We start from the raw sequence: 13316 nt of genomic DNA, 5'->3' as shown, positions 1-13316 counted from the left end.
CGTTCAGCCACCGCCCGGCGCTCGGCTCGGCGGCACGCGCGGCCGAGATCACCGGACATGGCAAGGCCGCGGCGAAGGTCGCGCGGCTCAACGAGCTGCGCCACTTCCTCGATCGCGCGGGCTACCTCAACGCCCGCCGCGAACGGATGCCGGGCGATGCCTCGACCCGCTCCTATGCGCGGCTGCGCAACGACGACGGCACCGTGATCCTGATGAACTCGCCGCGCCGTCCCGACGGCCCTGCAATCTACAACGGCAGGCCTTACAGCGCGGCGGTGCATCTCGCCGAAGACGTCAGGCCGTTCGTCGCGATCGGCAACGGCCTGCGCAAGCAGGGCTTCTCCGCGCCTGCGATCCGGCACAGCGACCTCGAATCCGGCTTCCTGATCACCGAGGACCTCGGCGCCGAAGGCGTGATCGAGGGCGATCCGCCGCAACCGATCGCCGAGCGCTATGAGGCCGCCGTCGACATGCTGGCGGCGCTGCATCGCGAGGCGCTGCCCGGCACGCTGCCGCTGACATCAGATGAGAGCTACGACATCCCGGTGTTCGACATCGATGCCTGGCTGATCGAGATCGGGCTGATGCTGGAATGGTACCTGCCCGACCGCGGCGTGCAGGTAAGCGAGGAGATGCGCGCCGAATTCCTCGGGATGTGGCGCGGCCTGCTGGAGAAGCCCGCCGCGGCGCCGCAGACCTGGGTGATCCGCGACTTCCATTCGCCGAACATCATCTGGCTTGCCGAGCGCACCGGCATCCTGCGCGTCGGCGTCATCGACTTCCAGGACGCAACGCTCGGCCCCGCGGCCTATGACGTGGTGTCGCTGCTGCAGGATGCGCGGATCGACGTGCCGGAGCAGCTCGAACTGGCGCTGCTGACCCGCTACATCAAGGCGCGGCGCGCCACCGACGACAACTTCGATCCGGCCGGCTTCGCCGAGCTCTATGCGATCATGTCGGCGCAGCGGAACACGCGCCTGCTCGGCACCTTTGCGCGGCTCAACCGCCGCGACGGCAAGCCGCATTATCTCAAGCATCATCCGCGGATCTGGACCTATCTCGAGCGGTCGCTGGCCCATCCGGCGCTGGCCAGCTTCCGCATCTGGTACACCGCCAACGTCCCTCCCCCGATACCGTAGTTTACGGGTTATTAGCCCTTTATTAGTCTTGGGTCCCCTAAGGTTGCATGGGCTGCACCTCATCCAGGGCGCGGTCCGATGGGGAGCGGGACCACACGATGGCGACGGAACGACGCAGGGGCGATCGTGTCACGTTTGAGCGCGGCATAGCCGCGCACATGATGGGCATTGACGGCACCTGGCGGCGCGACTGCACCATGGAAGACGTGTCGGAGACGGGCGCCAAGCTCTCCGTCGACGGCTCGGTCGAGGGCCTGAACCTGAAGGAGTTTTTTCTGCTGCTGTCGTCCACAGGATTGGCCTATCGCCGCTGCGAGCTGGCGTGGGTCAATGGCGACCAGATCGGCGTCAACTTCCTCAAACAAGGCGACAAGAAGAAGAAAACTGCCAGACGCGGTGCGCAGGCTGCCGACGTCTAGGCTAACGGTCGTCATTGCCGTCTTACGGCCGTCATGTCTCGTGACTATGGCGTCTGATTGATGTGCTTGCCGAATCGCCGTGATAGGATCGGCGCATGAGAGATGATGACCGAGAATATCCGGAAAATGCCCGTCACTCCCCATAAAGCCATGGTGCTCGCTGCGGGCCTCGGCGTGCGCATGCGCCCGCTGACCAACACGATGCCGAAGCCGCTGGTGAGCGTCGCCGGTCAGCCGTTGCTCGACCATGTGCTCGACAAGCTCGCCGGCGCCGGCGTCACCGAAGCCGTCGTCAACGTGCATTATCTGCCCGACCAGATCATCGAGCACGTCAAGACCCGCAGCCGCCCGCGCGTGATCATTTCCGACGAACGCGACCAGGTGCTCGGCACCGGCGGCGCTGTGGTGAAGGCGCTGCCGCTGCTCGGCGATGCGCCGTTCTATCATCTCAACGCCGACACGATGTGGATCGACGGCGTGCGCTCCAACCTCGCGCGGCTGGCGGAAGCCTTCGATCCGGCGCGGATGGATATCCTGCTGCTGATGGCGCCGACCGCCTCGAGCATCGGCTATAGCGGCCGCGGCGACTACTCGATGTTGCCGGATGGCGCGCTGCGCAAGCGACGTGAGCACCAGGTGGTGCCGTTCGTCTATGCCGGCGCTGCGATCATGTCGCCGGCGCTGTTCGCCGATGCTCCGGCCGGTGAATTCTCGCTGACCAAGATGTTCGATCGCGCCAACGAGCAGGAACGGCTGTTCGGCCTGCGCCTCGACGGCGTCTGGATGCATGTCGGAACCCCCGACGCGATCCAGGCCGCGGAAGAAGCCTTCCTCGAAAGCGTCGCGTAAACCGCGCCGCGTCAGCCTTCCACGTCAATGGCGAGCACCGCGAAGCTCGCAAGCCAATGTTCCCCCATATAGTCGCCGGCGATATGCGGCAGGCCGGCGTCGAGATGGCCTCGCGCAGCCTCCAGCAGGATCGGACGGCGCGCATCGGCCTCCGGCAGCGCGCCGGCCAGCGCGCGCCAGCACCATGCGCGGCTGAGATTGAGTCCATCGAGATGCGCAAGCTTACCGTCCGTGCGATCGGTGACAGTAGCCGGCCGGAACAAGGTCGCGGGCTCGTGTTGCGCAAGCCGCGGCAGGAAGCGATCGAACCAGGGCAGGAAGTCGATGGGTGACAGCAGCCGGCGCATGCACTCCGCTTCGATCAGCGCGGACGACTGGAAATCGTCGCCGCTCGGCTCGCCCCAGGCGGGGCAGTCCCGGTCGGCGCCGTACCAGCGCAACGCGGTCTCGCGCAGCAGCGCGCCGAACGCCGCATCCTGAGTCACTGCCGCGTAGTCGGCGGCCATGCGAAGCCCAAACGCGGTGTTGAAATGCGTGCCGACCCGCACCGGATAGGTGGCGAGCGGCAGGAAATCGCGAAAGCGCTGCGCGAAGATCTCGGCGAGCGGCGCGATCCGGTCGCGCCAACTGACCTCGTCGAGCAGCGCGAGCTCCGCCGCGAGCTTCAACAGCCAACCCCAGCCGTAAGGCCGCTTGAAGCCGCGCGCCGTCGGGGCCGCGAGATAGGCGCATTCGGTCGCGATCTTCTCCGCAACGAACTGCGCGTCGAACAGCGCGCGGATATCGCCTGCCGCTTCGGATGCCGGATAGCGGCGCAGCAGCCGGGCGAGCATCCAGTAGCTGTGGACGCAGGAGTGCCAGTCGTAGCTGCCGAAGAACACCGGATGCAGCTCGCGCGGCGTGCGCGCATCCTGCGGCCCCGCCAGCACGTGATCCGGCTTGTTCGGATATTCGCGGCCGACATGGCCCAGCGCGATGCGGGCGAAACGGACGGCGAGGTCTTCGGTCAGGATGGTCTCGCTCATGGTGAGGCTTTTTCCTTTCGCGCACGCCGAACCAGTATCTCGATCAGGCGCGGCGTCATATAAATGGGAAACTGTGTGGCCGCGAAGAACAGCGCCGTCATCGGCGACACTGCCGCGCCCATCGCCGACCAGACCAGTCCGACATTGCGATTGCCGAGGATGAGCCCCGTGGTCAGCCGTTCGGCGAGCGGGCCCGGCGTGAGCAGCGCGCCAAGTCCTTGCAGAACGAGATTGCAGGCGAAGGCGAGGCCGACACAGGTCGCCGCGGCGATCGGCTGCGTCTCGATCTGCGTACGCACCCCGGCCATGGTGGCAATGGCAAACACCAGTAGCGAGGCGAGCACGAGAGCATCGATGGTGCGCGAATACTGCACCAATTGTGCAGCGGCCTGACGGCGCAGCAGCAAGGCCAGCGCGCCGGCGCCGCCAACCAGCAGCGCGAGCCGCGTCGCGAGCGCCAGCGGATCGAGCGCGAGATCGGCAAATCCTGCTGCGATCAGCGGCACGGTGACCGGCGCCAGCGCCATCGACAGCAGCGTCACGGCAAGCGGAATGGTGGCGTCGAAGCCGAGCATGCGTGCGACCGCCGCCGTGCCGCTCGACGGCGGCGCGCAGACCGACAGCACCAGCGCGACGACGAGTTCGGTGCGAAATCCGGCGCCTCGCGCTGCGAAGCCGACCGCAAGCGGACAGGCTAGCATCGCGAGCACAGGCAACAGCAGCCAGACCAGCGGCCGCCGCAACGCGCGCCGGAACGCCGCGCCGTCGATCTGGAGAAAGGTGCCGAGCACCAGAACGAAGATCGCCGCCGCCATCAGCGGGCGCACGGCGTCCGCCAGGGCAGGGATAGCCAGCCCGGCCAGCACGCCGATGATCAGCAATGTCGGCCCGCTCGGCACCAGCCTCGCCAATCGCGTCAGATCTTTTGGTCTCGTCATCATCGCCTGCCGGCCAGCATAGGCCCGGGCAGATCATTGTTGAAATCGATTATTTCTATATGCACTATTGCTGTTATGAATTTATCCGCCGTCGATCTCAATCTGCTGGTCGCCTTCGAGGCGCTGATGGAGGAGCGCCACGTTACCCGCGCGGCCGAACGTATCGGGCTCGCCCAGCCGTCGATGAGCAGCGCGCTGCGAAGGTTGCGCGCGCTGTTTGCGGACGAACTGTTCCTGCGCGCCGGCGCGGGCATGCAGCCGACCGAAAAGGCGCTGGCACTGGCCGGGCCGATCGGCGAGGCGTTGCGGCACATCAGGGGCGCGCTGGCGCCCGATCAGGGCTTCGATCCGTCGACGGCGCGACGGCGCATCACCATCGCCGCGACCGACTATGGCGATCTCGTTCTGGTGCCGGAACTGACCCGCTTGTTGCGCATGGAAGCACCGAACATCGACCTCGCGGTGCGTCCGTTAACGGACGCGACGGCGGCGCTGGCGAAACTGGAGCGCGGCGAACTCGATGCGCTGATCGGCGGCCACCTGCCGGAGACGCCGCGCTGTGTCCGGCACCGGCTGTTCGAGGAACGCTTCGTCTGCATCCGCGACGCCGCGCGCGCAAATCAATCGGACCATCTGAGCCTGGAAGACTATGCGGCCGTGCCGCACGCGCTGTTCTCGGCGGCCGGCGGCGATGGTCTGCCGAGCGTGATCGACGCGCTGCTGGCGCGCCATCGGCTGAAGCGACGGGTGGCCGTGACGCTGGCGCATGTGGTGGCCGTTCCCTTCGCCGTCACAGGCACCGATCTCGTCGCCACGATGGCCGAGCGCGTCGCCCGCCGCTTCACGCATCTCGCCGAAATTGCCGTGGTCGTGCCGCCGCTCGACATCCCCGCCTTCGCGATTGACCTGATCCATCTCAGCCGCGCGGCTGAAGATCCGGCGCTGCGCTGGTTCCTGGATGCCGTCGATCGCTGCGCCGTCCGATTGCGATAATCAGCTGACACGGTTGAGCGTGAGGGGTGGCTAACGATGGCCGCCGCTCCCTATATTGGCGCCTGATCGAATCAGGCAGCCCATGCGCGTTTTCAGCGTTCCCGTTTCTGCGCCGTTCCTACGTACCGTCATCGCGGCGCTGGTCGACGGCCGGCTGGTCGCGGGATTCGAGGCGCGCAACGATCCCGCCAAGCTCGCCAATGCCACGCTCTATCTGCCGACCCGCCGCGCCGGACGGCTGGCGCGTGAAATCTTCCTCGATGTGCTCGATTCCGACGCCGCGGTGCTGCCGCGCATCGTCGCGCTCGGCGAGATCGACGAGGACGAGCTTGCCTTCGCGGACCAGGGCGACGACGTCGGCGGCGCCGCGCCGCTGGAGATCCCGCCCCGGCTCGGCGAGCTCGAGCGCCGGCTGACCCTGGCGCATCTGGTCGCGGCCTGGGCGAAGACGCCGGTGTCGGCGCCGCTGGTGGTCGGCGGCCCGGCCTCGACGTTGCAGCTCGCCGGCGACCTGGCGCGGCTGATGGACGACATGGTGACGCGCGGCGTCGACTGGCGCGCGCTCGATCGCCTGGTGCCGGATCAGCTCGACAAATACTGGCAGCACTCGCTCGACTTCCTGCGCATCGCGCGCGACGCCTGGCCGAACTACCTCAAGGAGATCGGCCGGATCGAACCTGCGGCGCGCCGCGATCTGCTGATCGAGGCCGAAGCGGCACGACTGACCGCGCATCACGCGGGCCCGGTGATCGCCGCCGGTTCGACCGGCTCGATGCCGGCGACGGCAAAATTCCTCCACGCGGTGGCGAAGCTTCCGAACGGCGCCGTGGTGCTGCCCGGGCTCGACGTCGACCTGGACGAGGACAGCTGGGACACAATCGGCGGCGAGCGCGGCGACGACGGCAGATTCAAGACGCCGCCCTCGTCGAACCATCCGCAGTTCGCGATGCACGCGCTGCTCGATCGCTTCGGCATCAAGCGCCGCGATGTCGAGAGCCTTGCTCAGCCGGCGCCGCTCGGCCGCGAGGTGCTGGTGTCGGAGACGATGCGTCCCTCGACAGCCACGGCACAATGGCACGACCGGCTGGAGCGGCCGGAGATCGTGGCGCGGATTTCCGCCGGGATGACCAACCTCACCGTGGTCGAGGCGCCCAATCCGGAGATGGAGGCGCTCGCGATCGCGGTCGCGATGCGCGAGGCGCGGCATCTCGGCAAATCGGCCGCGCTGGTGACGCCGGATCGCGCGCTGGCACGCCGCGTGATGGCGTCGCTGACGCGCTGGAATCTGGAATTCGACGATTCCGGCGGCGATGCGCTGATCGAAACGCCGGCCGGCGTGTTCGCCCGCCTCACCGCGGAGGCCGCAGCCAACGGGCTGGAGCCGCCGACATTGCTCGCGCTGCTCAAGCATCCACTGTTCCGGCTCGGCGGCGCGCATGGCGCGCTGAAGCGCGCGATCGAGGTGCTGGAGATCGCGCTGCTGCGCGGCACCCGGCCGCAACCCGGGACCGGTGGCCTCGCGCGCGACTTCGCCCGCTTCCGCGCCGAGCTCGTCAAGCTGCACGGCGGCGAGACCTCGTCGCTGCACGCGATGGAGCCGCGCGCCCGGCTGCGCGACAACGATCTCAACCAGGCGCAGGATCTGATCGCCAGATTGCAGGCGGCGCTGGCGCCGCTCGAAGGCATGGCGTCGTCAAAGCCGTATGATTTCGCCGAACTGGCAGCGCGCCACCGCGAGGCGCTGATCGCGCTGTCGGCCGACCAGAACGGCGTTGCTGTCGTGTTCGAGGAACGCGCCGGCGCGTCGCTGGCGGCCGCGTTCGACGAGCTGCTTGCCAAGCAGCAGCCGAGCGGGCTGATGACGCCGCTGTCAGATTATCCCGAGGTGTTCCAGACCGCATTCGCCGACCGCATGGTGCGGCGGCCGGAATCGGCGCGGGCGCAGCTCAACATCTTCGGCCAGCTCGAAGCCCGTCTCACCGAATCCGATCGAATCATCCTCGGCGGCCTGGTCGAGGGCGTCTGGCCGCCGGCGCCGCGGATCGATCCGTGGTTGAGCCGGCCGATGCGGCATGAGCTCGGGCTCGATCTCCCCGAGCGGCGCATCGGCTTGTCTGCGCACGACTTTGCGCAGCTGCTTGGCCATGACGAGGTGATCCTCACCCATGCGGCGAAGGTCGGCGGTGCGCCGGCGGTCGCCTCGCGCTTCCTGCACCGGCTCGAAGCGGTTGCGGGCGAAGCGCGCTGGAAGGCCGCGACCTCGGCCGGCGAAACCTACGTGCAATATGCCGCCGAGCTCGACCGGCCCGCCAAGGTCGAGCCGATCCCGCAGCCGGAGCCGCGGCCACCGCGCGAGGCGCGGCCGCTGAAGATGTCCGTCACCGCGATCGAGGACTGGCTGCGCGATCCCTACACGATCTATGCGCGCTACATCCTGAAGCTCGATCCGCTCGATCCCGTCGACATGCCGTTGTCGGCGGCCGATCGCGGCTCGGCAATCCACGAATCGCTCGGCGAGTTCACGCAAACCTATGCAGACGCGCTGCCCGACGACATCAAGAGCGCGCTGCGCGACATCGGGGCCAAGCATTTCGCGCCACTGATGGAGCGGCCGGAGGCGCGCGCACTGTGGTGGCCGCGCTTCCAGCGCATCGCGGCATGGTTTGCCGAATGGGAGCAGGCCCGGCGGGGCAGTATCGCCGCAATCAAGGCCGAGATTCGCGGCGAGATCGGCATTCCGCTCGACGATGCCAGAACCTTCACCCTCTCCGCGCGTGCCGACCGCATCGAGCGGCGCGACGACGGCAGCTTTGCGATCCTCGACTACAAGACCGGCCAGCCGCCGACCGGCAAGCAGGTGCGCATGGGCCTGTCGCCGCAGCTGACGCTGGAAGCCGCGATCCTGCGCGAGGGCGGCTTTGCCGAGATTCCGGCGGACTCCTCGGTCGGCGACCTCGTCTATGTCAGGCTGAGCGGCAACAACCCGCCGGGCGAGCAGCGTTCGCTGGAGCTGAAGATCAAGACCAACGACACACCGCAGCCGCCCGACGAAGCCGCCGACAGCGCGCGGCGCAAGCTGGAAGCCCTGATCCGCGCCTTCGACGACGAGCAGCAGGCCTACACCTCGCTGAACCTGTCGATGTGGGCCAACCGCTACGGCGCCTATGACGACCTCGCGCGCATCAAGGAATGGTCCGCGGCCGGCGGCCTGGGGATCGAGGAATGGTGAAGGCAGCGCGTCCCATCCCGCTGGCGGTGCGCGATGCGCAGGCGCGCGCGTCCGATCCGAAGGCGTCGACCTTCGTGTCGGCCAATGCCGGCTCGGGCAAGACGCATGTGCTGGTGCAGCGCGTGATCCGCCTGCTGCTGTCGGGCGTGCCGCCGGAGAAGATCCTCTGCATCACCTTTACGAAGGCCGCCGCGGCGAACATGGCCGAGCGCGTGTTCACGACGCTCGGGCATTGGGTGACGCTCGACGACACCGGGCTCGATGCCGCGATCCGCGAGGCCGGCATCGCACATCCCTCCGCCTCGCTGCGGCGCGAGGCGCGCAAGCTTTTCGCGTGCGCGCTTGAGACGCCCGGCGGGTTGAAGGTGCAGACCATCCACGCGCTGTGCACCCGCCTGCTGCAACAGTTTCCGTTCGAGGCCAACGTGCCGGCGCGTTTCGCCGTGCTCGACGACCGCGACCAGAACGAGATGATGGAACGCGCCAATCTCGCGGTGTTCCTGGAGGCGTCGCGGATTCCCGACAGTCCCATCGGCCGCGCGCTGCGGACCGCGATGGCAAATGCGGCCGACGTCACCTTCAAGGAGGTGGTGCGCGAAGCCTGCCTGAGCCGCGACCATTTCATGGCCTGGACCGATGCCGCCGGCAACGCCACGGCCGCCGCCGCGCAGATGTCGGCCGCGCTCGGTGTCTCCGCCGATATTCGCATCGAGGATGTCGAGCGCGAGATCGTCGACGGGCCGAACCTGCCGCGCTCGGGCTGGAAAGAGATGGCGACGCTGCTCGACACCAGCAGCAAGGCGGATCAGAAGCAGGCCGAGCGGCTGCGGGGCGCGCTGACCTTTACCGGCGCGGCCCAGGTTGACGAATATCTCGGCGTCTTCCTGACCGACGACCGCGCGCCGCGCGCCTCCGTCGTCACCAACAATTTCATCAAGAAGAATGCTGTCGCAGGCCACCGCTTCGAAGCGGAGGTCGACCGTCTCGGCCCCTTGATCGAGCGCCGCCGCGCCGTGGTCGCGCGCGACCGCACCGAGGCGCTTATCCACATCGCGACCGCGGCCGCCGCGCATTACCGGCGTGAGAAGCTGGAACGCGGCCTGCTCGACTATGACGACCTGATCGACAAGACGCTGGCGATGCTCGATCGCGTTTCCTCCGGCTGGGTGCATTACAAGCTCGACCGCGGCGTCGACCACGTGCTGATCGACGAGGCGCAGGACACCAGCCCGCGGCAATGGGACATCGTCGCGCATATCATCTCGGAGTTCACCTCCGGCGCTGGCGCGCGCGACGGCCTGGTGCGCACGGTGTTCGCGGTCGGCGACGAGAAGCAGTCGATCTTCTCGTTCCAGGGCGCCGCGCCGCGCGAATTCGACCTGCGCCGGCGCGAACTGAAGCGGCGGTTCGAGGAAGCCGGGCTGAAATTCGATCCGGTGTCGTTCACCTATTCGTTCCGCTCGGGACCGGTGATCCTGCATTCGGTCGACCATGTCTTCCGCGAGCAGGAGATCTTCCGCAGCATCCATGCGGTCGAGAACGGCTATCCGATCCATAATGCGATGGCCGATGCCGGTCCCAGCCTGATCGAGCTCTGGGATCTCGCGGTTGCCGATGATCGCCAGGACATCGAGGGCTGGCGCGCACCGTTCGACGGCGTCTCGGTGACCAGCCCCGAGGTGAAGCTTTCGAGGCGCATCCAGGCCGAGATCAAGCGCCTCGTCACCAGCGGCACCATGACCGGCAGCGCGGGCGGGCGCCGGCCGTTGCGCTACGGCGACATGCTGATCCTGGTGCGGCGACGCGGCAACGCCTTCGACGCTGTCATCCAGGCGCTGAAGCACGCCAACATCCCGGTCGCCGGCGCCGACCGGCTGAAGCTGACCGAGCACATCGCGATCATCGACCTGATGAACCTCGCCGACGCGCTGCTGCTGCCGCAGGACGATCTTGCGCTCGCGGTGGCGCTGAAGAGCCCGTTGTTCGGCCTCGATGACGACGATCTGTTCAAGCTGGCGTATCAGCGCCGCGGCTCGCTGCGCGAGGCATTGACCGCGCAGGCGCCGACCGACGAACGCTTCTCGGCCGCGCTGCGCCGCCTCGAACAGTGCGAGCGCCGCTTCCCCGAGGAGACGCCGTTCGCCTTCTATGCCTGGCTGCTCGGCGGCGATGGCGGGCGCGCGCGGATCCTGCGCCGGCTCGGCCACGAGGCCAACGACGCACTCGACGAATTCCTCGAACTGGCGTTGAGCTATGAGCGCAAGGCGCCGGCCTCGCTGCAGGGCTTCGTCGCCTGGCTGCGCGCCGCCGACACCGAGGTGAAGCGCGACATGGAGATTTCGCGCGACGAGGTGCGCGTGATGACCGTGCACGGCGCCAAGGGCCTCGAGGCATCGGTGGTGTTCCTGGTCGACACCACGACCTCGCCGTCGGACACGCAGCGGCTGCGGCTGATCCATCTGCCGCAGGGCAATGCCGCGCCGAACGCGCCGGGCGTCGTGGTGTGGGCCGGCAAGAAGGCGGAGGATCCGCCCGGCGTCGCCGACGCGCGCAGGGCGATGCTCGGCGACACCGAGGACGAATATCGCCGCCTGCTCTATGTCGCGATGACGCGTGCGGCCGACCGGCTGATCGTCGGCGGCTGCATGCCCGGCAACATGAACACGGTGCGGAAATCCTCCTGGTACGATCTGATCACCAAGGGGCTCGCCAATTCCGGGCTCAAGCTCGAGGAAGAGGAGACGCCGGCCGGCAAGGTGACGCGCTATTCGCGGCCTGACGACGTCGCTGATCTCACCGGCGCTGCGGCGTCAACGGCCGAGACGCCGATTGCGCTGCCGTCCTGGCTACATACTGCGGCCGCGCCCGAAACCGCCGCCACGGGCGTGTTGCGCCCGTCCGATCCGGCTGATGGCGACAGCCATTCGATCCGAACCGGCGAATCGGTGCTGCTGCGCGCCCGTGCCCTGCAACGCGGCACGCTGGTGCATCGCCTGCTGCAATCGCTGCCCGACGTCGCGGTGGAACGACGGCTCGGCGCGGCGCTCGGCTATCTTGCGCGTAACGCCGATGGCTGGAGCGAGGAAGAGCGCGTGGCGCTGGCTCGGCAAGTGGTCGCCCTGACCGTCGATCTGCGCTTCGCACCGGTGTTTGCCCCCGGCAGCCGTGCCGAGGTTTCGATCGTGGGCCGGCTGGCGCTGCCGGGCCAGCCGAAGGCGCTGGTCTCGGGCCAGATCGACCGGCTGGTGGTCACGCCGAACGAGGTCCTGATCGTCGATTTCAAGACCAACCATGCCCCGCCGACGACCGCCGCCGAGGCCCCCAAGGGTTATATCCGGCAGCTCGCGCTGTACCGTGCGGTGCTGGCAAAACTTTATCCCCAAAGGATCATCCACGCCGCCCTGCTCTGGACCGAAACCCCTGAAATGATGGAGATTTCGGCCCCCGCGCTGGACGCCGGGCTGGCATAAGGTCATGTCGGCGTGAGCGAGCTTGACCCGGCAAGGGGGCGTTCATACGTTTGCCCCATGCTCCCGGGCGCGATTCTCCGCCGCGCCCTTTTGTCTCAACCGAACGAGGTACTCACATGGCCGTTGGCAAGGTTTCTGACGCCGATTTCGAAGCCGAAGTGCTCAAGGCGACCGGGCCGGTGGTCGTCGACTTCTGGGCCGAATGGTGTGGCCCCTGCCGCATGATTGCGCCCGCTCTCGATGAGATTTCCGGCGCGATGGGCGACAAGGTCAAGATCGTGAAGCTCAATGTCGACGAGAGCCCGAAGACCGCGTCGAAGTATGGCGTGATGTCGATCCCGACCCTGATGATCTTCAAGGGCGGCGAGATGGCGTCCCGTCAGGTCGGCGCCGCTCCGAAGGCCAAGCTGCAGCAGTGGATCACCGCTGCGGTGTGATCCGTTTCGAATTAGCTGATTTGCGGAACGGCCGGTGCAAACCGGCCGTTTTGTTTTACCTGATCCACCCGGTCGCCAGCGCCGAGGCGAGCTCGGGCTGGCCATTGCGCAGCGCCAGCGCCGCCATCGCCGCGTGGTCGTACGGGATGTGGCGGAAGGTGACGTCCCAATCGCCATCAACCCGTTCGAGAATCGCGTAGCGTGCATCGGGCGAACCGGCCTCGACGACATGCGGATGCGGCTTGCCGGCACGATAGCCGGGCGAGCCGGCGCTACCGGGATTGACGATCAGCCGTCCGTCGCGAAGCCGTACGGCGCGCGCGGTGTGCGTGTGCGCACAGAGGATCAGCGATTGCGTCACGCCGGCCGCCCTCGCCTCGATCGATTCCAGCGAAGACATCAGAACCTCGCCGCCCGGCAGCACGGTGTCGAGCCAGTAGGTTTCATCGTCCTGCGGCGTCGCGTGACAGAGGAAGACCTCGTCGCGATAAACCGAGTTCGCCGGCAGCGTGCGCAGCCAGTCGAGATGCCGCGGCTCGAGCTGGGTATAGGTCAGCCGCTCCCAGGAGCCCATTTTCTCATGCGGACGGTCGATCAGATAGCGGTCGTGATTGCCGAGCAAATGGACGGCATCGAGCGCCATCAACATATCGATCGTCGGCCGGGCATCGAGCGGCCCGCTCACCATGTCGCCGAGATCGACGATGTCGGAAATGCCCTGCGCACGAATGTCCGACAAGACAGCTTCAAGCGCGAGATGGTTGCCGTGGATGTCGGCGATCGCAGCGAAACGCATGGTGTCTCGTCCTCCCTAGCA

General features: G+C 67.6%; 10 protein-coding genes. 7 read left to right on the top strand and 3 right to left on the bottom strand.

The genetic code is table 11. The features are described from left to right. The 3 genes from H8A95_RS36645 to H8A95_RS36635 all read left to right on the top strand — a co-directional run. On the top strand, positions 1-1139 hold a 1139-nt coding region (locus tag H8A95_RS36645), incomplete at its 5' end, for an aminoglycoside phosphotransferase family protein (protein ID WP_229187510.1). A 98-nt stretch (positions 1140-1237) separates the two neighbouring features. Continuing rightward, entirely contained in the window at positions 1238-1558 is a 321-nt protein-coding gene (locus tag H8A95_RS36640; RefSeq protein WP_229187508.1) for a PilZ domain-containing protein, read from the top strand. Positions 1559-1684: 126 nt separating this feature from the next. Further along, positions 1685-2407 carry a nucleotidyltransferase family protein gene (locus H8A95_RS36635; RefSeq protein WP_229187511.1) on the top strand — a complete coding sequence of 241 codons (723 nt, stop codon included), beginning with the start codon at positions 1685-1687 and terminating at the stop codon, positions 2405-2407. An 11-nt stretch (positions 2408-2418) separates the two neighbouring features. On the opposite strand, the gene H8A95_RS36630 is transcribed toward H8A95_RS36635, so the two are convergent. Continuing rightward, a complete protein-coding gene (locus H8A95_RS36630) occupies positions 2419-3432 on the bottom strand; it encodes a DUF2891 domain-containing protein (RefSeq protein WP_229187507.1) in 1014 nt (337 codons plus the stop codon). Further along, a complete protein-coding gene (locus H8A95_RS36625) occupies positions 3429-4370 on the bottom strand; it encodes a hypothetical protein (protein WP_229187505.1) in 942 nt (313 codons plus the stop codon). The genes H8A95_RS36630 and H8A95_RS36625 overlap by 4 nt, the downstream gene beginning before the upstream one ends. 75 nt (positions 4371-4445) lie before the next feature. Between H8A95_RS36625 and H8A95_RS36620 the strand changes: the two genes are divergently transcribed. From H8A95_RS36620 to trxA, 4 genes are all read left to right on the top strand, one after another. Next, on the top strand, positions 4446-5363 hold the full coding sequence (locus tag H8A95_RS36620) for a LysR family transcriptional regulator (RefSeq protein WP_229187503.1): 918 nt from the start codon (positions 4446-4448) through the stop codon (positions 5361-5363). Positions 5364-5445: 82 nt separating this feature from the next. Beyond that, complete coding sequence (gene addB, locus H8A95_RS36615) at positions 5446-8592, top strand: double-strand break repair protein AddB (RefSeq protein WP_229187502.1); 3147 nt, start codon at positions 5446-5448, stop codon at positions 8590-8592. Then, entirely contained in the window at positions 8586-12062 is a 3477-nt protein-coding gene (addA, locus tag H8A95_RS36610; RefSeq protein WP_229187501.1) for a double-strand break repair helicase AddA, read from the top strand. The genes addB and addA overlap by 7 nt, the downstream gene beginning before the upstream one ends. A 116-nt stretch (positions 12063-12178) precedes the next feature. Further along, positions 12179-12499 (top strand): thioredoxin, encoded by a 321-nt coding sequence (gene trxA / locus H8A95_RS36605; protein WP_016847387.1) that lies wholly within the window; start codon positions 12179-12181, stop codon positions 12497-12499. Positions 12500-12554: 55 nt separating this feature from the next. On the opposite strand, the gene H8A95_RS36600 is transcribed toward trxA, so the two are convergent. Continuing rightward, positions 12555-13295 (bottom strand): metallophosphoesterase family protein, encoded by a 741-nt coding sequence (locus H8A95_RS36600; protein ID WP_229187500.1) that lies wholly within the window; start codon positions 13293-13295, stop codon positions 12555-12557. Positions 13296-13316: the final 21 nt, after the last annotated feature.

The sequence above is a fragment of the Bradyrhizobium oropedii genome, assembly GCF_020889685.1.
Classification (GTDB): Bacteria; Pseudomonadota; Alphaproteobacteria; order Rhizobiales; family Xanthobacteraceae; genus Bradyrhizobium; species Bradyrhizobium oropedii.
Note: the sequence above shows the minus strand (reverse complement) of the source record. Positions and strands in the feature narration are given on the sequence as shown.

What these genes read in the sequence shown, in the direction of transcription:
- H8A95_RS36625 (WP_229187505.1), bottom strand. Translation starts at nt 4,370, where the DNA reads ATGACGAGACCAAAAGATCTGACGCGATTGGCGAGGCTGGTGCCGAGC.
- H8A95_RS36635 (WP_229187511.1), top strand. Translation starts at nt 1,685, where the DNA reads ATGCCCGTCACTCCCCATAAAGCCATGGTGCTCGCTGCGGGCCTCGGC.
- H8A95_RS36620 (WP_229187503.1), top strand. Translation starts at nt 4,446, where the DNA reads ATGAATTTATCCGCCGTCGATCTCAATCTGCTGGTCGCCTTCGAGGCG.
- H8A95_RS36630 (WP_229187507.1), bottom strand. Translation starts at nt 3,432, where the DNA reads ATGAGCGAGACCATCCTGACCGAAGACCTCGCCGTCCGTTTCGCCCGC.
- addA (WP_229187501.1), top strand. Translation starts at nt 8,586, where the DNA reads ATGGTGAAGGCAGCGCGTCCCATCCCGCTGGCGGTGCGCGATGCGCAG.
- H8A95_RS36640 (WP_229187508.1), top strand. Translation starts at nt 1,238, where the DNA reads ATGGCGACGGAACGACGCAGGGGCGATCGTGTCACGTTTGAGCGCGGC.
- H8A95_RS36600 (WP_229187500.1), bottom strand. Translation starts at nt 13,295, where the DNA reads ATGCGTTTCGCTGCGATCGCCGACATCCACGGCAACCATCTCGCGCTT.
- trxA (WP_016847387.1), top strand. Translation starts at nt 12,179, where the DNA reads ATGGCCGTTGGCAAGGTTTCTGACGCCGATTTCGAAGCCGAAGTGCTC.
- addB (WP_229187502.1), top strand. Translation starts at nt 5,446, where the DNA reads ATGCGCGTTTTCAGCGTTCCCGTTTCTGCGCCGTTCCTACGTACCGTC.